We start from the raw sequence: 18101 nt of genomic DNA, 5'->3' as shown, positions 1-18101 counted from the left end.
CGATGAGGGAGACATTATTAGAAGTGAACAATTTAGTAACTGAATTTCGCACAGCAGACGGAAATGTTCAAGCTGTGCGAGATGTCTCCTTTTCTGTTTCAAAAGGAGAAACATTGTGTATTGTAGGTGAGTCTGGCTGTGGCAAGAGTATTACATCCTTGTCGGTCATTGGTCTTTTGCCAAGCAACGGTAAAATAGCGGCAGGTCAAGTAAAGTATGAGGGAAAAGAAATACAAAATCTTTCATATGAAGAATTGAGAAAGATGCGTGGTAATAAGATATCAATGATTTTTCAAGAGCCGATGACTGCTCTTAATCCCGTATTAACGGTGGGATACCAGTTGAGAGAACCTTTAATGCTTCATCATGGACTATCCAAATCAGTGGCACACAAACAAGGTATCGATCTGTTAAACCAAGTAGGAATCCCTTATCCAGAAAAACGGATGAGTCAATATCCTCATGAGCTGAGTGGTGGGATGAGACAACGGGTTATGATTGCCATTGCTCTATCATGTCACCCAGGTTTACTCATTGCAGATGAACCAACAACCGCATTAGATGTTACAATCCAGGCTCAAATTTTGGACCTAATCAATGAGTTGAAGACAAAGTTAAATATGGGCATTATGCTTATTACGCATGATATGGGAGTAGTAGCGGAGGTAGCGGATAAGGTGATGGTGATGTATGCAGGGAAGAAGGTTGAAGAGGGTATGGTGGAGGATATCTTCAACAATCCAAAACACCCGTACACACAAGGTCTTTTGAACTCCGTGCCAAATGTAGACGATCCTGAATTTGAATTAGAGCCCATTCCCGGCTCTCTTCCAAGCTTGCATGAGGACATTCAAGGATGTAGATTTCATCCTCGCTGTAAATTTGCAACCGCAAAGTGTAGTGTACTTGCTCCAACAGAGGTAACTGATGAGCGTGGACATACAGTAAGTTGCTGGTTATATGAAGAGGAAGAGGAGGAAGTAAAAAATGGTCATCTCGTCACCCAAAACTGATCAGAAGGTCCTCCTTGAATTAAATGGAGTTAAAAAGTACTTTCCTATAAAAGGTGGAATTTTAAAGAGAGTTCAAGGGCATGTCCAGGCAGTTCAAGAAGTAAATCTTAAGCTTTACGAAGGAGAAAGCCTAGGGGTAGTTGGAGAATCCGGCTGTGGCAAGTCCACTTTAGGTAGAGCTATCTTAGGACTAGAGGAACTAACGGATGGAAAAGTAATATTTAAGGAGCAGGAAATTCAAAACCTTAAGAGAAAAGAGAAGTTAAAGTTCGTTAAGGAAATGCAGATGATTTTCCAAGATCCTTTTGCTTCCCTAAACCCTAGACAGAGAATTGGGCACGCATTAGAGGAAGTCTTTGTGATGCATACGAACTTATCCAAAGTAGAGCGACGCAAAGCTGTGGTGGAACTCTTAAATGAAGTTGGGCTAAAGGAAGAGCATTATGAGCGTTACCCTCATGAATTTAGTGGGGGGCAGCGCCAAAGGATTGGAATAGCTAGAGCTATAGCTTTAAATCCATCCTTTGTCATCTGTGATGAAGCAGTTTCTGCTCTAGACGTTTCCGTTCAAGCACAAGTTCTTAAGCTATTAAAAACATTACAGGAAAAATACGGTCTTTCGTATTTGTTCATCTCACATGACCTGGGGGTAGTTCGTTATTTTTGTGATCGAGTGCTAGTCATGTATTTAGGAAATACGGTAGAGCTTGGTACAGTGGAGGATTTATTTAAAAATCCGACGCATCCTTATACTCAGGCATTGTTGTCTGCGATTCCACGCCCTTCGGTAAATCGGAATATGAAGCGTATTCGACTTCAAGGAGATCTACCTAACCCGGCGAATCCTCCAACAGGTTGTCCATTCCATACGCGCTGCCCGATAGCCCAAGATATTTGTAAAAAGGATAAGCCAGCATGGGAACAAATAGAAGAAGGACACTTTGCTGCTTGTCACTTTGCAGGGACAAAAATTATATAAAGGGGAATTACATCATGGATTACTTATATCACCCATTTCCAGGTAAGAGAAATACCGTTTTTGCTAAAAAAGGTATGGTTGCAACATCACAACCTTTAGCAGCACAGGCAGGCTTAGATATATTAAAAAAGGGTGGGAATGCCATTGATGCGGCTATTGCCACTGCTGCTGCACTAACTGTGGTGGAGCCAACCTCCAACGGAATCGGTGGAGATGCTTTTGCTTTAGTCTGGACAAAAGGAAAACTTCATGGGTTGAATGCATCAGGTCCTGCACCACAATCTATTTCGGCTGAGAAGCTACGAGCACAGGGCTTAGAGAAGATGCCTGTGCATGGAGTAGTGCCAATAACAGTGCCAGGAGTCCCTGCTGCATGGGCAGCCTTATCAGAAAGGTTTGGCAAATTACCGTTAAAAGAAGTACTAGAGCCTGCAATACAATATGCGGAGGAGGGTTATCCTCTGTCCCCAATTTTAGGGAAGTATTGGAAGATAGCATACAAAAAGTTTAAAGCGAGCTTTACGACAGAGGAATTCAACGCATGGTTTGAAACATTTGCTCCAGATGGTCGCCCTCCAGAAATAGGAGAGGTGTGGAAGTCTCCAGGCCATGCAAGCACGCTTCGTGCTATAGGAGAAACAAATGCAAAAGCTTTTTATGAAGGAGATCTTGCTGAACAAATAGATGGATTTATGAGAAAGCATGGGGGATATCTGTCTAAAAGTGACCTACAATCCTATCAGCCTCAGTGGGTAGACCCAATTTCTGTGAACTACCGTGGCTATGATGTTTGGGAGATTCCTCCAAACGGTCAGGGTATGGTCGCTTTGATGGCCCTTAATGTATTTAATAAGCTAGATAAGCCCGAGTGGCAAAGTGTTCATACGCTACATCAACAAATTGAATCGATGAAGCTAGCCTTTACGGATGGCCAGGCATTTATAACGGAGCCTGATGAAATGCCAGTAAGTGTCGAGCATTTATTGTCCGAGGAATATGCAGAAAAGCGTAAAGCGGTAATCCAAGACGAAGCTACAGATCCCGAACCTTATGAATTACCAAAAGGGGGAACTGTCTATTTGGCAACTGCTGATGAGGAAGGAAATATGGTTTCTTTTATACAAAGTAACTATATGGGCTTCGGTTCTGGTGTTGTCATTCCAGGCACAGGTATTGCATTGCAAAACAGAGGACATGATTTCTCTTTAGATGAATCACATCCTAATGTATTAAAGCCAGGCAAAAGAACTTATCATACGATTATTCCAGGCTTCTTAACGAAAGACGGAGAAGCTGTCGGGCCTTTCGGTGTAATGGGAGGTTATATGCAACCACAGGGGCATTTCCAGGTTGTAACAAACACTGTAGATTATTTGTTAAATCCTCAAGCAACACTTGATATGCCTCGTTGGCAGTGGATTAAGGGGAAAACAGTGCATGTCGAGCCTGAGCTCCCTAATTATTTGGTACAAAGCTTAGTAAGAAAAGGACATGATATTCAAGTCGCTACTGATGGCGGCAGCTTTGGACGTGGGCAAATCATTTGGAGAAACCCAGATACGGGGGTCCTTCAAGGAGGCACTGAATCAAGAACAGATGGGGCAATTGCGGCGTGGTAGAAAAACAGTCTTTGAAGGGTGGCCCTGTACGTCCTAAGCCAGTACTTCAAAGAGATATAAGCCTAGCATTTTTCCGAATCGGGATGCTAGGGTTTGGCGGGGGACCTTCCTCGATACCTCTATTTCATCGGGAAGTCGTTAAGAAGTATGAATGGATGGATGAGGAGGAATTCGGTGATACATTAGCATTGGCAAATACGATGCCAGGGCCGATAGCAACTAAGATGGCTGGGTACATTGGTTATCGAATAGCCGGTATTTGGGGGTGTGTTAATGCTCTCCTTGCTTCCGTCATTCCAACAGTTGTGCTTATGGTCCTTCTTCTAGGCTTTCTCCAGTCTTTTAAGGATTCCCCAAGAGTGCAGGGTATGACTGCTGCAGTTATACCTGTAGTGGCAGTAATGCTTGCATTAATGACCTGGGATTTTATTAAAAAGTCTGGAGAAACCTTTGGATGGTGGAAGGCCTGTTTGCTGATAGCAGTAGCTGCATTGCTTATGGAGCTCTTATATATACATCCAGCATTCATCATATTGACCTGTATGGCAATTGCCTTTTTTCCTCTATTGAAAAGGAGGGGGGGTAAATGATTTACTGGCAATTGTTTCTAGCGTTTTTTATACCTGGCATATTAGGGTATGGTGGAGGACCTGCCTCTATTCCGTTGGTAGAGCATGAGGTAGTAGAAAACTACGAGTGGATGACGACTCAGGAATTTAGTGAGGTAGTAGCCCTCGGTAACTCCTTGCCTGGACCTATTGCAACAAAGATGGCTGGCTATATTGGATATGCAGAGGGAGGAATATTAGGAGCAGTGATTGCTCTCTTTGCGACAGTTGCACCTTCCTTGATCCTTATGATTAGTATGATGGCTATTCTATTAAAATATAAAGAGGCAACGGAAGTTAAAAACCTTACAAAACTCATAAGACCAGTAATCGCAGTGTTGTTAGGTGTGATGACTCTTCAGTTTGCGCAGGAGTCATTAGATGGAGTTGGTTTATTGTCTACGCTTATTTTAATAGTAGGAAGCTATTTGCTGTTAGAGAAGGTAAAGTTACACCCTGCGTTTGTTATTATTCTAGCACTTGTTTACGGAGCAGTTTTAGTATGAGTAAAAGAGACCAGAGTTAAGATGGGTCTCTTTCTCTATTTAGTGGTCTCTTAGCACTTTGTACCTTGCCGTTTCGATTGACTCGCATATACTGAGAAGATATAATGATGGAGTTGCATTATATTAAAATATTGCTAACCGCGTAGAAAGGTAGGAAAGTTAACGCGTAAAAGAAGGAAAACAATTATAGCGCCTGAGCTGAAGAAATTGGACGAAACGAATCTTCAGCAGACGAGGTGGAGGTTATCGAAATTTCGGCGGATACCTCCCGACCGTATTTGCCCGGTTGTAATTCTTTTTCTCAAACCATTCAAGTGATTGAATGACAAATGAAAAAGAAGGCATTCTTAGCTTAATAGGTATGTGTATGTGAAGATGTTTAGGATAGGCGTTAAAGTGGTATCACATAGATTATGTGTTTTCCAACTAACGACGTATGCTAAGGCTTCTTTTTAGCATGCTTATTTTGACATGAATGATGACGGAGGAATATATATTATGTGTGGAATTGTAGGATATATCGGTGAAAACGATGCTAAAGAAATTTTATTAAAAGGCTTAGAAAAATTAGAGTACCGCGGTTATGATTCAGCGGGAATTGCAGTTTTAAATGAAGATGGAGTAATGGTTTTCAAGGAAAAAGGACGTATCGCAGATTTGCGCGAAGCTGTAGACGGTGATGTAAGTGCTAGCCTAGGAATTGGTCATACTCGCTGGGCGACTCACGGAGTTCCAAACCAAGAAAACGCTCATCCTCATCAAAGTACAACGAAACGTTTTACGCTTGTGCATAATGGCGTAATCGAAAACTATCATTTATTAAAAAAGGCTTATTTGGCTGATGTTCCAATGGCTTCTGATACAGATACAGAGGTAATCGTACAGTTAATCGAACGCTTCTCAAAAGACGGTCTATCAACTGTTGATGCACTAAGAAAAACATTGCACTTGATCCATGGTTCTTATGCAATCGCATTGATCGATAACGAAGATGAAAACACGATCTATGTAGCGAAAAACAAATCACCACTATTAGTAGGTGTGGGAGAAGGATTTAACGTCGTTGCATCTGATGCAATGGCGATGCTACAAGTAACAGAGCATTACGTGGAGCTTCATGACCAAGAAATCGTTATCGTGCGTCAGGAATCTGTAGAGATTCAAACGCTTGATGGTAAAAAGGTAGAACGTGCTCCTTACAAAGCAGAGCTAGATATGAGTGACATTGAAAAAGGGACTTACCCTCACTATATGTTAAAAGAAATCGATGAGCAGCCAACTGTTCTTCGTAAAATTATACAAGCGTATCAAAACAAGCAAGATGAGCTTACAATCGACTCTGCCATTTTAGATGCACTAAAAGATGCGGATCGTCTATATATCATTGCAGCGGGAACTAGCTACCACGCTGGTTTGATCGGTAAAGAATATTTCGAGAAAATTGCTGGTATCCCAGTAGAGGTTCATATCTCAAGTGAGTTTGGTTATAACATGCCACTTCTATCGGAAAAGCCTTTATTCATGTTCATCACGCAATCTGGAGAAACAGCAGATAGCCGCCAAGTATTAGTGAAAATCAAAGAAAAAGGGTATCCAACACTGACTGTAACTAATGTACCTGGATCTACACTTTCTCGTGAAGCGGATCATACATTATTACTGCATGCTGGTCCTGAAATTGCTGTAGCTTCTACAAAAGCTTATGTTGCACAGGTAGCAGTGCTAATGGTCACGGCATCTGTATTCGCCAAATCACAAGGCAAAGAGCTAGACTTTGATGTCGTACAAGAGCTTGGAATTGTTGCAAATGCGGTTCAAGCAATAGTAGATACTAAAGAAGAACTAGAAGAAATTGCAACAGAATACCTTTCTACTACAAGAAACGCTTTCTTTATCGGAAGAAACGTGGACTATTATATTAGCTTAGAGGGTGCTCTAAAGCTAAAAGAAATCTCTTATATCCAAGCAGAAGGATTTGCAGGAGGAGAACTTAAGCACGGTACAATCGCACTTATTGAAGACGGCACACCTGTCATTGCATTAGCAACCCAACAGGCGGTAAGCTTAAATGTTCGTGGAAACGTGAAAGAGGTAGTTGCTCGTGGAGCAAACCCTTGTATCATTGCAATGGAGGGCTTCGAGGAAGAAGATGACCGCTATGTACTTCCAAAGGTACACGAATTGTTCGCACCACTAGTGGCTGTTATTCCCTTACAGTTAATCAGTTACTATGCAGCGCTTCACAGAGACTGTGACGTAGATAAACCTAGAAATCTAGCAAAATCCGTTACAGTTGAGTAAGCTTGCTCCTATGTAAGTGAATGATCAAAAAGAGGATAAATCAGTAGAAAATCTTATACTAATTTTAATAAATCGAGATACGTACTTGTGGTACGCTGTCTCGGTTTTTTTGTTAAGAAAACATGGATTAGTAGGTAGAGTTTTTCTATCGTAGCTTTATCTACAAAGCTGTTCTTATAAAGATTACCTAAATAGATTTTAATTATAAATATAGAAAAGACGTATTAATTATTGCTATAGTCAGCCTATCTACAACGTAATAGAGGTCATATTATAAACTATCTGAATTTAAAGGAGGCAACTAAAATAGGTAGCAATAGAAGACGTCGAAAACAAAAACCTATCCAGAAACATAACTCACAGATGAATGAAATGAGGAAAAAAATAGTTCTGTAAATCATTTAGAAAACAATTATAGTGAGGCTTCGATAAATAGAGGTTCTAGCTCTATCGCCCATAAAAGTAGAGAGTCTATCCAACAGGGTCATAGGAATGGAGATTATAATACTTCTAAAAAGGACTCCTGTGGATGTAGAGGTAGAAGAAGAGCTGGAAGAGTTATAGCTGGTCCTCAAGGCCCCACTGGCCCCACAGGACCAGCAGGACCAAGAGGATTAAGAGGGCTAACTGGTCCAGTTGGTATAGGAGCAACAGGTCCAACCGGAGCCACAGGGGGAGCGATAGGCACAGAATTCGATCCGGCAGCTGCACCTAGCTATCAAGCGGGACAGCTAATTTTCTTTAATGGTAGTTTATATCGAGTAAATGTTAATTCACCTACTGGAATCCCAGGAGAAGATTACATATTATTAACTGGTGGTGGAGCTCGAGCAACTGGAGTTACCGGAGCAACAGGAACCACTGGAGCCACTGGAGCCACAGGAGTAACCGGAGCTGGTTTAGCAGAATCCGGATATGTTTACAACTTGGCTACTCAACCTGGAGCTTTAGGGGCAGATGTAGCTTTTGATACAAATGGATTACTTACATCTGGAATTACTCATACAGCAGGTGAAGAAGGGATTACAGTTACGACTCCAGGTGATTATGAGATTACTTTCTTTACGACAACCAATGAACCTAGCCAATTTGAATTGTTTGTAAATGATACGGCAATACCGGGGACACTATATGGTTCCGGATCTGGTGTTGTACAAAACAATGGATTTGTAATAGTAACCCTGGCAGCTGGCGATGTAATAACACTAAGAAATAGTTCTAGTACTCCAGGAACAGTTACTTTAACACCTACAGGAGGCACAGGAACGAACGTAAACGCTTCTATAACTATTAAGAAACTAGATAGTTAAATAGAAAGACTCATTTCTTTAGGTCAGTGTCGATTAAGGTTAAAGTGTTTTTTATAAGGAAAACAGTATCTTTTTAAAAGGAAATATTGGAGTAAAGGTCTATATTCTAATTTATATATTAATCTGCCAAAATTGATTTGATTATATAAAAGTCGGTCCTCTGTAAAAGATAAATCCCCTCCTAATTAAATTCTTGTATAAAAAGGTTAATCAGATTTTACTGGTTAACCTTTTTTTTAATGAGAATTTTATTCCTGAATTTTAATACAGCCAATAACCATCGAGCTGTTGCCTACAGGTTGATTTTTTTAACTAAAGTTAACGATAAACCGTTTGAGGGTTAATCGTGTGATTAGTACAATGAAGGTAAGGATGAAGGAGATGAGTATGATGAGACTTACGATTAGTCAAATACTTATAAAAAAAAGAGAAGAAAAAGCAATTACACAAGATGTCCTAGCAAAATTTATAGGTGTTTCCAAAGCCTCTATATCCAAATGGGAAACGGGTAAAACTTATCCAGATATAACACTTCTGCCGAAGCTTGCATCATTTTATAATATAACGATTGACGAACTGATTGGTTATGCACCGCAGTTAACGAAGGATGAGATAAAGAAACAATATCACGAGCTTGCTACAAAATTTAGTAAACAGGATTTTGATTTAGTATACGAGGAAAGCCAAATTATAATTCAAAAGTATTATGCATGCTTTCCCTTCTTACTTCAAATGGGTGTTCTTTATTTGAATCATTATATGCTCGCGCCAACGGAGGAAAAACAACAAGCTATTTTAGAGGAGACAGCTCAGCTGTTTGTAAGGATTAAGCAAGAAAGTGATGATGTTTGGCTTAATAAACAGGCAAATTCGTTACAAGCAGTCATTTATTTATTATTAAAGAAACCTGAAGAAGTATTGTCTTTGTTAGGGGATACGTTACGCCCTGCTGTTGGCGATGAAATTGTACTATCTAATGCCTTTCAAATGATGGGTGATGTAGAGCAAGCAAAACGCACCTTACAAGTGAATATGTATCAAAGCTTATCAAGTCTAGCAGGAACTGCTCATTCATATATGTTATTAAATATTGACGATCAAGAGAAATTCGAAGAAATCATTCTGCGCATGGAAGGGATTACTTCTATTTTTGGATTAAAGGAATTGCATCCGAATATCGTGTTGCAGTTTTACTATGCAGCTGCCCAAGGATACGCAATGCAAGGGAATCGAGAGAAAACATTGTACTGGTTGGAAAGATATGTAGGGGTTTGCACGTCTAACATTTTTCCATTTACATTACATGGAGATAATTTTTTTACGTTAATTGATGACTGGCTTGAAAATTTAGATTTAGGTATTAATGCAGTGCGGGATGATGAAGTGATTAAAGAAAGTATGCTGCAAAGCGTATGCGCACAACCGGCCTTCGGTTTTATTCAAGAGGATCCTTTATATAAATTGCTTGTCGAAAATTTAAAATTTTCATTAGGAGGAAAAAAGTAAATGGAGAGCAACATGTCAACATTAATAGAATATTTACCATTTTTATTACCACTGATTATTATTCAGTTTGGATTGGCCATCTTTGCAGTAGTTCATGTAATAAAGCACCCGACATATAGGTTTGGAAACCAGGTGATGTGGATTATCGTAGTACTCTTCTTTCAATTTATTGGTCCTGTTATTTATTTCGTATTTGGACGGGGTGATAAATAAATGTCCATTGTTGAAGTGAAAGGACTGAAGAAGCAATTCGGAGAAAAAAAGGTAATTGATGATATTTCATTTACAGTTGAAGAGAATCGAGTCTTTGGCTTTCTTGGCAGAAATGGTTCAGGAAAAACGACTACAATGAAAATGTTATTAGGTTTACTACAACCAGATGAAGGTAGTTTAAATATTTGTGGAGAATTGGTTCGTTTCGGTGAGACGAAAACCAATAAATACATTGGATTTTTACCTGATGTTCCAATGTTTTATCCCTTTATGACTGCAAGAGAATACCTTCTATTATGTGGTCAAATTACTGGTTTGAAGCAACCATATACGAAGCAGAAAAGCGATGAATTGTTAGATCTTATTGGATTGGCTAACGAATCTGGTAGGATTAGTACTTATTCAAGAGGGATGAAGCAACGTCTAGGAATTGCGCAAGCACTTTTAAATGAGCCTAAATTATTAATTTGTGATGAACCGACCTCAGCATTGGATCCAATTGGTCGAAAACAGATACTAGACATCTTACATGAAGTAAAGCAGAAAACAACGGTTATTTTTTCAACACATGTATTATCTGATGTGGAACGTATTTGTGACGATATTGCTGTGTTACATGAAGGTAAAATTGTGATGGAGGGAGATCTACAAGCTATAAAAAGGCAATATCAATCTGATCAATTGTATATTCAATTTGGAACAGAGGATGATAAAAACAAATTTTGCGGATTATCAAGTATTCAAAATTTGTTGAATGATAGTAATTTTAAAGAGGAGAAAATGAGTCTGCAATTTAAACATACCCATTTTACAGAGCAATTAGTTTTGCAAGCATTCCAGGAAGCGCATGTTTTTCCGCAAAAGTTAGAAAAAATGGAGCAATCATTAGAAAATATATTTATGGATGTGGTTAAATGAAATCATTTCAAGCATTTATAAAAAAAGAATTAATGGAATCACATCGTACTTATAAATTGTGGATTATAGTCACTATTTTTTTAGGTCTTGGCATTATGAGCCCGCTAACTGCAAAATTAATGCCTGTATTATTTGAACAGTTTATGCCAGCAGGAGTAGTAATGGATATTCCAGAGCCAACTGCTCTCGACTCTTGGATACAGTTTTATAAAAATATTTCACAAATGGGTATTATTTTGTTCATTATTTTATTTAGCACCACATTATCCTCAGAGTTATCAAAAGGTACCCTTATCCTTATGTTAACAAAAGGACTTTCAAGAAAAACAGTTATCTGGTCAAAAGCCACAGCTATATCACTTATATGGACACTAAGCTATGCCCTTGCTTTTTGGACGACATTCGCATATACATCTTATTATTGGGATATGAGTACTGTTTCGCATTACTATTTTGCTGCTTTTTGTCTATGGTTATTTGGCATTTTAATGATTGCTGTATTTTTGTTTGGAAATGTCTTAGCAACATCAACATATATGCCGATGCTTTTTTCAGGAATTGTATTTGTAGCATTATTACTACTAAATATGTTTGAGAAAACAGAAGCATACAACCCGATCCGGCTAGCAACGAATAATGTAGAATTATTAACCGGTGCTATGGGAACAGAAGATTTTACAATGGTTATTTGGCTAACCGTTGTAAGTATTTTCATAATCCTTTTAAGTTCCATAGCTATTTTCAATAAAAAACAACTATAATAACAGGTTTATGGGTGCAAGTCCTACACAAACCTCTTTTACCCAGATTCTCTCTTTTCTCCAATAATTATTTTTTGATTATGTAATAAATTACCTTATCCATAATTTTTTTCTTACATAATCTATAAGTATCAGGAGGAGAGGAGGAATAGTAAATGTCTGGATATGAAAATCAAGGCGGAGGATCGGGTTACGGCAATAGCGGATCAGGTTTCGTACTGCTTGTAGTGTTATTTATCCTACTTATTATTGTGGGAGCATCATTCATTTATTAGTTAGTTAATACTAACTAAGTTTAAAAAGTAAATCCCATTCTTAACCTTCTCTAAAAAAATCGACTTTCTCTTCATTGAGTTAGTTGTTTTTTTTAGATGAAATCAAAAATATTACAAGAAAATAATAAACAAAAAGCCGATGTCCTTAAATAGCGAGGAACATCGGCTTTTAACTACCTAAACAAGCCTATAGCAGATCCTAATTGTCTCATCATGTTATATCCATTTTGTAAGGTAGTGGCGTGACCCGCAAGTGTGTTGATATGATTGGGCAGTCTTCCTAAAAAGCCTGGGGAAGAATTGTTGGAAGAAGGCTGGTTCCATCTATTATCAAAAGGTTGCCCAAATGGTTGTCCCTGATTAGGGGGACCAAACTGTTGCCCCTGATTAGGTGGTCCAAAAGGTTGCCCAAATGGTTGTCCTTGGTAAGGAGGTCCAAAAGGTTGCCCTTGGTAAGGAGGACCGAACTGTTGCCCTTGATAAGGAGGGCCAAACCCTTGTCTATAACCTGGAGGAAAGGATCTTCTTGGTACTGGTGAAAAAAGTGGCATGTACTCACCTCCTTACAGAGTAAACCTATTTATAATATATGACAAAAAGTAATATGAACTTAGACTTTTATTAGAATGATAAATGAGTTATTTTCTTAAGTCCCATCTAAAATGAACATGATTCATATTTATTTTTTTATATCTTACGTGTAATAATTTGTATATAATTAACTCATATAACTATATAAGGAAGTCGTTTATGGACATTTTACATTACATCACTATTCTATTAAGTTGGTTAATCATTTTTGTATTTATACTTAAAATAGCTAAGAAGAAGGAAATCTCATGGAAAAATTGGCGACTGTATGTAGTTTTACTGCTTGGCTTATTTTCCATAGATTATACCTTTTCTTTTTTAGAACGAAAAATTTCTATAGCCATTTTTCCGCTAGGCATGTGGATTTTATATATCTTTTTACACAAAAAAGAAGGAGCCTGGTTAAAGTACAGAACCTTTGCTTGGTTGGGTTTTTGGAGTAATTATTTGTTTTTAATGACGTATCTTTTTTCTTGGCCAATTTATTACTTGCTATATCCATCAGAAGATTTAGCAACCTATCTTAGTAATCCGGAAGAAGTAAGGGTTATTGCTATCCACCCAACTGCTAAAGAACAAAGTAAGGAAACGGGAGCACTTAAGAAAGAGTTACCTGAATTTAAGCGTGATGAATTTTTTACAGTGGAATGGTATAACGAAACCTATTTTAATAGTGATTCGACAAAAGCAAAAGAACGTTTTCCATACCTACTTGTAGATCACAAATCTAAGTGGGGAAGTGGGATAGAGTCAACTATCTATCTAGAAAAGGATGGTAAAGGGGTGCTAGTGTCTACTAGTAAAAACCAATACTATTTCCGTTCTGATCACTCCATTATAAAGGGGGGCAGCAATGATGAATAAGAAATGGATAGTTATAGTTTCCTTTGCTGTAGTCATTGGAGTGGGTATTCTTTTCTTTGTTAATCGAGAGCCAACACCCTTTTTGACCATGGAGGAGGTAACAGAAATACTAAATAGACAGGATATTAATAGTCCTGTGAAGGTATTAGATATAATAGATTTGGAAAAATCGTACCGTTTTGTTCCTTTTATAACGGAGAGTGGTCAGAGGGGAATTAGTTATTGGGCTTTTAATCATTTCGAATGGAAGTTAGTCGCCTACGAGTGGGATGATGATGTAAGGGTATGGAAGCTACGACCGAATGATCCCTCTAGTTATTACTTTGTCTGGCATTTTGAAGCGCAAGACGAAGTAACTCAGATGAATATACATTTATTACAGAACCGTTCGTATAGAGTGTCTGGAGATATTAGTATTTATACGCCAAGTATTCAGCTTCACAAAAATGTAAGCTTAATGAATAAAACATATGGAGTAATGCCTCTCCCAGAGGAATGGTATAAAATTATAACTGCTATTTCTTCTATCCAAGAAGATACTGTATTTGATTTTATGTCAAATCCACAGTCAACGTATTACTTTGGAAGACAGACACTAGATGAGCAGGGGCTTGATGCAAATTTAAAAAGAAATGAACGTAGCGCTAGTCAGTCAGGGCACTGGGTGGAAGAGCCGGATTATCAAATGGATTATGTAATAAGCATTTACGAAGAACAGCTAGAGCGTCCCTGATGAATAAATGAAATAGATCCACTTAAAGCAAATAAAGTAGCAAGTGTATAACTAATTAAAAGAGAGCTTATCCTGAACATTTTTTTCAGAATAAGCTCTTTTTTATATTTGTCGGGAAGAAAAAAGCTATTCTTAAAATGGACAAAGTTATGGAAGATATATCCTCATTCAGATTTTATTGTTTGATTATCTAAAAAGATGGGCTTATACTAACAAAGAATTCAAATTAAAGTACTCTAATTAAAGTACTTTGTTTGAAGTTTAATTAAAAGTAAATATTATTTGAAAGAAGGAAATTAAAACACATGAAGTTTACACAATTTTTGAAAACAAAGGGAGCTATCGCTTCCATTTTTATGGGGATATTTTATGCAGTTGCTATGCTGGGGATTTTTCTTCCAGGGTATACAGCGATCCCAGGTAACATCGATCAACTTCCAATAGCTCTAGTCAATGAGGATGCCGGTGAATATGGCTCGGTGATTGCCGACCAATTAAAAGAAAGTTTACCATTTGAAGAGATTAAAACAGATTTGTCCAATAAGAATGCGTTAGAACAGCTAGAGAAAAATGAAGTAACTCTAGTAATTCACATTCCTGAAAATTTCTCGGCAAACATGCAGAACGGAGAAGTATCATCCAGTATTGACTTCACTGTTAACGAAGCGGGTGCAACAGTTGTTTCTTCCTCCATGACGTCTATTGTCACGGAGATAAACAATCAGTTAAGCGCTCAGTTTTCTCAGCAGACCGCAAAGGGAGTGTTAATGAACTTTAATGTTCCTGAAGACCAAGCTGCTGCAATGGCAGAAACGATTGAAACATCGTATGTTGGAAACGTAGTAACGATCAATGACATCCCGGATGGTATGCATAACAACATGCTTCCGATGTTCTTAACAATGGCAGGTTATGTAGGGGCAATGATTGCAGCAATGCAATTAGTAGCTTCCTTCAAGGAGAGCCGCGGAAAAGCGAGCAAAACTCGTTTATTCGTTTACGTGCAATTGACTGCATTAATGATTGCCGTACTTGCGGCTCTTGCAGCAATGGGGATTACCTATCTAGTAAATGAACCTAGTGGAGATTTATTTTTAGGTCTTTTTGGTCAGCAAGTTTTAAACTATATGGTAGCATTTAACTTTACGGCAATGTTTATATTCCTTGTTGGGGAGGGTGGTATGATTCTGAACATACCAGTCCTACTAGTACAGACCATTGCAAATGGAGCAACCATTACAAGAGACATGATGTATGGACCGTACGAGTGGGTAAGCTATATTTCCCCAATGTATTACTCTGTACAAGCATACTTTGCTAATATGTATGGAGGTATTAGCCCAACACCTTATGTATGGGGCATGATTGCGGTCGGTTTAGGAGCAATGTTAATAAATATGCTGCTTGTAGCCTTCGTCCATAAACCAGTTCCAATAGAAAGAGCTTCAATAAGCGAAACAAAGGAAGTTGTGAATAATACTGAAATTACTGCATGATTTTGCTACAATGAATATAATTCTGCCAAAGGAGCGGTACTATAATGGCAATTCAAATATATATATTGGGCAAATTAATGCAGGATAATAACTATCCATATAAGTTAAAAAAAGAGCTTTCAGAGCCAATTCCCCTAGATCAATTAGGGGGAGTAACAGAAAGTAAGCTATATTATCATTTTGAATCTTTGGTAAAACAAGGACTGATTGAACCGGTAGAAATTATTAAGGAGGAGCACCGACCTGATAAACAAGTATTTGCGATAACTGAGAAAGGTAAAGCTGCTTTACCACAAAAAATTTATCATATATTTGAGAATACAGATACAATTAGCGGAATGGTCATCGCTCTAGCAAATATAGAATATGTTGATCGCGAAAAAGTAATTAAGATACTTGAAAAGAAAATAACGCTTCTCAAGGAACGATGGAATAACATAAAAAACTTAGAAAACCAAGTAAAGTTAACAGAGGAGAAAGAACATTTAGTCAATTATCTTGGAGAATATTTTTCAGACAAGACTGATCATACCTCGCATTGGCTTGGGGAGTTAATTAGTCGTATTAAAAGAAATGAAATATAAGAGGGTTATTCAGCTAATTCCATAGCTGAATAACCCTTTTGTATTTAGAGTAGAATTCCATTTTATAGATTGGTTATAAAATTGAGTAAATATCGTGGGAAATTGTATAATGGGTATAATTGGAGGTGAAGTATTTGAAACTGTTTATTCAAGTGGTCATTGGTTTGATGTTGTTAATATTTTCTACAATTGCTTCTTGGTATGAGGGAAGTACATTGACAACGGCTATATGGGAGTGGAAGCATACAGCTATTTTTTCAAATTGGTTTAATGGGTCAGTAAACCAAACGAGCGACATTTTGACAATAGATTATTTTATATATGCAGCTAAATTCGCACCTGCCTATCCTCTAGCTATGCTATTAAGTGGAACGTATTTAATTATACTGATCGGCTACATATTATTTAGAGATAAAACAAAGCTATTTTCTTATTTTCTAACTTGTATTGGAATTGTCTTCTTAGTTCTTTGTAGTTTAGTGTCGGGTTCCCCAACGATAGGTCTAACCATATTTTTTTACAGTTCTCTTTCAATAGGAATTTTAGCGATTGGTGTAGCAATTATTTTTCTTGTTACCAACAAAAATAAGGGGATAACAACTTAAATTCCCTGTTCCATAAATAGTTAAATATTATAAGAGCTAAACCAGAAGCCGATACTTCACTAGTGTGGGCTTTTTTTCATTCATAATTTAATATGCCTTTAGTGAATCCATCCCGTTTACAAAACAATAAAGAGGATATATTATGTATATATGAATATATAAACATATATTAGTTTAAGGTTTTAATATAAATAGGGGGAAGGGGAGGAGTTATTATGTCGGATCACCATAATCACACACACAGTGCCAATAAAAAAGTATTGCTCGTTTCTTTTTTTATCATTTTCACCTATATGATTGTAGAGGCAATCGGGGGCTATTTGACCAACAGCTTGGCGCTTCTTTCAGATGCAGGACATATGCTAAGCGATGCCGTTTCTTTAGCAATTGCTTTGCTCGCATTTCGCTACGGTGAGAAAGCTGCAAATAGTAATAAAACATATGGCTATAAGCGTTTTGAAATTTTAGCAGCTGTGCTCAATGGACTAACGCTTATAGGAATCGCATTCTTTATCTTTTATGAGGCATTTATGCGATTTGCTAATCCACCAGAGGTTGCGACAACTGGAATGCTAATCATTAGTTCTGTTGGGTTAGCGGTTAATATTTTTGTAGCATGGTTCATGATGAGAGGTAGTGACACAGAAGACAACCTAAATATGCGAGGAGCTTACTTGCATGTTATTAGTGATATGCTAGGCTCAGTCGGAGCAATCATTGCTGCATTACTCATCATGTTCTTTGGATGGGGATGGGCGGATCCATTGGCTAGTGTGATTGTCGCTGCGCTTGTATTAAGAAGTGGATACTTTGTAACAAAGGCATCTCTCCATGTTCTAATGGAAGGTACCCCACAAAATGTAGACATAAATAACATTGTACAAACAATCGAACAAAACCCTGAAATCCAAAGTGTCCATGATTTGCACATCTGGTCTATAACCAGTGGCTTGAATGCACTATCCTGCCATGTGGTTGTGAAAAAGGAAATGACAATTGGTGAGGGTGAAAAACTCCTGCAAAAAGTAGAGCACGATTTAGCTCATCAAAGTATACAGCATGTGACTATTCAACTGGAAACAGAATCACATAAACATGATTCATCTATTTTATGTACAACAAAGGCAGAAGACACAGGAGCTCACCACCATCATCACCACTAACTAAAAGGCTATGTTAAAGGTTATGGTTGATTTAGGATGCAAAGAAATATTAAATC

The 18101-nt window shown here is 37.9% G+C and carries 19 protein-coding genes; 18 read left to right on the top strand and 1 reads right to left on the bottom strand.

Features of this window, described 5'->3' with window-relative positions:
• Positions 1-2 precede the first annotated feature (2 nt).
• The 12 genes from Q0371_RS11760 (at position 3) to Q0371_RS11705 (ending at position 12009) form a co-directional block, all read left to right on the top strand.
• Positions 3-1013: an ABC transporter ATP-binding protein gene (locus Q0371_RS11760; protein WP_298471289.1), complete on the top strand. Its 1011-nt coding sequence runs from the start codon at positions 3-5 to the stop codon at positions 1011-1013.
• Positions 988-1992: a dipeptide ABC transporter ATP-binding protein gene (locus Q0371_RS11755; protein ID WP_298471286.1), complete on the top strand. Its 1005-nt coding sequence runs from the start codon at positions 988-990 to the stop codon at positions 1990-1992. The genes Q0371_RS11760 and Q0371_RS11755 overlap by 26 nt, the downstream gene beginning before the upstream one ends.
• Before the next feature lie 14 nt (positions 1993-2006).
• Positions 2007-3611 (top strand): gamma-glutamyltransferase family protein, encoded by a 1605-nt coding sequence (locus tag Q0371_RS11750; RefSeq protein ID WP_298471283.1) that lies wholly within the window; start codon positions 2007-2009, stop codon positions 3609-3611.
• Positions 3605-4201 carry a chromate transporter gene (locus Q0371_RS11745; protein WP_298471280.1) on the top strand — a complete coding sequence of 199 codons (597 nt, stop codon included), beginning with the start codon at positions 3605-3607 and terminating at the stop codon, positions 4199-4201. Before Q0371_RS11750 ends, Q0371_RS11745 begins: the two co-directional genes overlap by 7 nt.
• Positions 4198-4725, top strand: a complete 528-nt coding sequence (locus tag Q0371_RS11740; protein ID WP_298471277.1) for a chromate transporter — start codon at positions 4198-4200, stop codon at positions 4723-4725. The genes Q0371_RS11745 and Q0371_RS11740 overlap by 4 nt, the downstream gene beginning before the upstream one ends.
• Positions 4726-5223: 498 nt before the next feature.
• Entirely contained in the window at positions 5224-7026 is a 1803-nt protein-coding gene (glmS, locus tag Q0371_RS11735; protein WP_298471274.1) for a glutamine--fructose-6-phosphate transaminase (isomerizing), read from the top strand.
• 926 nt (positions 7027-7952) lie between these two features.
• Complete coding sequence (locus Q0371_RS11730) at positions 7953-8336, top strand: collagen-like protein (protein ID WP_298471271.1); 384 nt, start codon at positions 7953-7955, stop codon at positions 8334-8336.
• A 387-nt stretch (positions 8337-8723) separates the two neighbouring features.
• Positions 8724-9842, top strand: a complete 1119-nt coding sequence (locus tag Q0371_RS11725) for a helix-turn-helix transcriptional regulator (protein ID WP_298471268.1) — start codon at positions 8724-8726, stop codon at positions 9840-9842.
• Positions 9843-10055, top strand: a complete 213-nt coding sequence (locus Q0371_RS11720; RefSeq protein ID WP_240949579.1) for a PLDc N-terminal domain-containing protein — start codon at positions 9843-9845, stop codon at positions 10053-10055.
• Positions 10056-10973, top strand: coding sequence for an ABC transporter ATP-binding protein (locus Q0371_RS11715; RefSeq protein WP_298471265.1), 918 nt, complete (start codon positions 10056-10058; stop codon positions 10971-10973).
• Complete coding sequence (locus tag Q0371_RS11710) at positions 10970-11734, top strand: ABC transporter permease subunit (RefSeq protein WP_298471262.1); 765 nt, start codon at positions 10970-10972, stop codon at positions 11732-11734. Before Q0371_RS11715 ends, Q0371_RS11710 begins: the two co-directional genes overlap by 4 nt.
• A gap of 155 nt (positions 11735-11889) precedes the next feature.
• Positions 11890-12009, top strand: a complete 120-nt coding sequence (locus Q0371_RS11705) for a YjcZ family sporulation protein (protein ID WP_169358338.1) — start codon at positions 11890-11892, stop codon at positions 12007-12009.
• A 173-nt stretch (positions 12010-12182) separates the two neighbouring features.
• On the opposite strand, the gene Q0371_RS11700 is transcribed toward Q0371_RS11705, so the two are convergent.
• Entirely contained in the window at positions 12183-12560 is a 378-nt protein-coding gene (locus Q0371_RS11700; RefSeq protein ID WP_205963966.1) for a hypothetical protein, read from the bottom strand.
• A 199-nt stretch (positions 12561-12759) separates the two neighbouring features.
• Between Q0371_RS11700 and Q0371_RS11695 the strand changes: the two genes are divergently transcribed.
• The 6 genes from Q0371_RS11695 (at position 12760) to Q0371_RS11670 (ending at position 18045) form a co-directional block, all read left to right on the top strand.
• On the top strand, positions 12760-13464 hold the full coding sequence (locus tag Q0371_RS11695) for a hypothetical protein (protein ID WP_169358339.1): 705 nt from the start codon (positions 12760-12762) through the stop codon (positions 13462-13464).
• Entirely contained in the window at positions 13454-14197 is a 744-nt protein-coding gene (locus Q0371_RS11690) for a hypothetical protein (RefSeq protein ID WP_298471253.1), read from the top strand. The genes Q0371_RS11695 and Q0371_RS11690 overlap by 11 nt, the downstream gene beginning before the upstream one ends.
• Before the next feature lie 305 nt (positions 14198-14502).
• Positions 14503-15693, top strand: coding sequence for an ABC transporter permease (locus Q0371_RS11685; protein ID WP_298471251.1), 1191 nt, complete (start codon positions 14503-14505; stop codon positions 15691-15693).
• A 44-nt stretch (positions 15694-15737) separates the two neighbouring features.
• On the top strand, positions 15738-16277 hold the full coding sequence (locus Q0371_RS11680; RefSeq protein WP_251556983.1) for a PadR family transcriptional regulator: 540 nt from the start codon (positions 15738-15740) through the stop codon (positions 16275-16277).
• Between the two features lie 134 nt (positions 16278-16411).
• Entirely contained in the window at positions 16412-16882 is a 471-nt protein-coding gene (locus tag Q0371_RS11675; RefSeq protein ID WP_298471246.1) for a DUF4306 domain-containing protein, read from the top strand.
• A gap of 215 nt (positions 16883-17097) precedes the next feature.
• Entirely contained in the window at positions 17098-18045 is a 948-nt protein-coding gene (locus Q0371_RS11670) for a cation diffusion facilitator family transporter (protein WP_298471243.1), read from the top strand.
• Positions 18046-18101: the final 56 nt, after the last annotated feature.

Origin of the sequence: uncultured Psychrobacillus sp., from assembly GCF_938022135.1 — a bacterium.
GTDB lineage: Bacteria > Bacillota > Bacilli > Bacillales_A > Planococcaceae > Psychrobacillus.
This window is presented reverse-complemented; position numbering and strand designations above follow the sequence as displayed.

Excerpts from the sequence above, each read along its gene's own strand:
- Q0371_RS11760 (WP_298471289.1), top strand. The coding sequence starts at position 3 with ATGAGGGAGACATTATTAGAAGTGAACAATTTAGTAACTGAATTTCGC.
- Q0371_RS11755 (WP_298471286.1), top strand. The coding sequence starts at position 988 with ATGGTCATCTCGTCACCCAAAACTGATCAGAAGGTCCTCCTTGAATTA.
- Q0371_RS11750 (WP_298471283.1), top strand. The coding sequence starts at position 2,007 with ATGGATTACTTATATCACCCATTTCCAGGTAAGAGAAATACCGTTTTT.
- Q0371_RS11740 (WP_298471277.1), top strand. The coding sequence starts at position 4,198 with ATGATTTACTGGCAATTGTTTCTAGCGTTTTTTATACCTGGCATATTA.
- glmS (WP_298471274.1), top strand. The coding sequence starts at position 5,224 with ATGTGTGGAATTGTAGGATATATCGGTGAAAACGATGCTAAAGAAATT.
- Q0371_RS11725 (WP_298471268.1), top strand. The coding sequence starts at position 8,724 with ATGATGAGACTTACGATTAGTCAAATACTTATAAAAAAAAGAGAAGAA.
- Q0371_RS11720 (WP_240949579.1), top strand. The coding sequence starts at position 9,843 with ATGGAGAGCAACATGTCAACATTAATAGAATATTTACCATTTTTATTA.
- Q0371_RS11715 (WP_298471265.1), top strand. The coding sequence starts at position 10,056 with ATGTCCATTGTTGAAGTGAAAGGACTGAAGAAGCAATTCGGAGAAAAA.
- Q0371_RS11710 (WP_298471262.1), top strand. The coding sequence starts at position 10,970 with ATGAAATCATTTCAAGCATTTATAAAAAAAGAATTAATGGAATCACAT.
- Q0371_RS11705 (WP_169358338.1), top strand. The coding sequence starts at position 11,890 with ATGTCTGGATATGAAAATCAAGGCGGAGGATCGGGTTACGGCAATAGC.
- Q0371_RS11700 (WP_205963966.1), bottom strand. The coding sequence starts at position 12,560 with ATGCCACTTTTTTCACCAGTACCAAGAAGATCCTTTCCTCCAGGTTAT.
- Q0371_RS11695 (WP_169358339.1), top strand. The coding sequence starts at position 12,760 with ATGGACATTTTACATTACATCACTATTCTATTAAGTTGGTTAATCATT.
- Q0371_RS11690 (WP_298471253.1), top strand. The coding sequence starts at position 13,454 with ATGATGAATAAGAAATGGATAGTTATAGTTTCCTTTGCTGTAGTCATT.
- Q0371_RS11685 (WP_298471251.1), top strand. The coding sequence starts at position 14,503 with ATGAAGTTTACACAATTTTTGAAAACAAAGGGAGCTATCGCTTCCATT.
- Q0371_RS11680 (WP_251556983.1), top strand. The coding sequence starts at position 15,738 with ATGGCAATTCAAATATATATATTGGGCAAATTAATGCAGGATAATAAC.
- Q0371_RS11670 (WP_298471243.1), top strand. The coding sequence starts at position 17,098 with ATGTCGGATCACCATAATCACACACACAGTGCCAATAAAAAAGTATTG.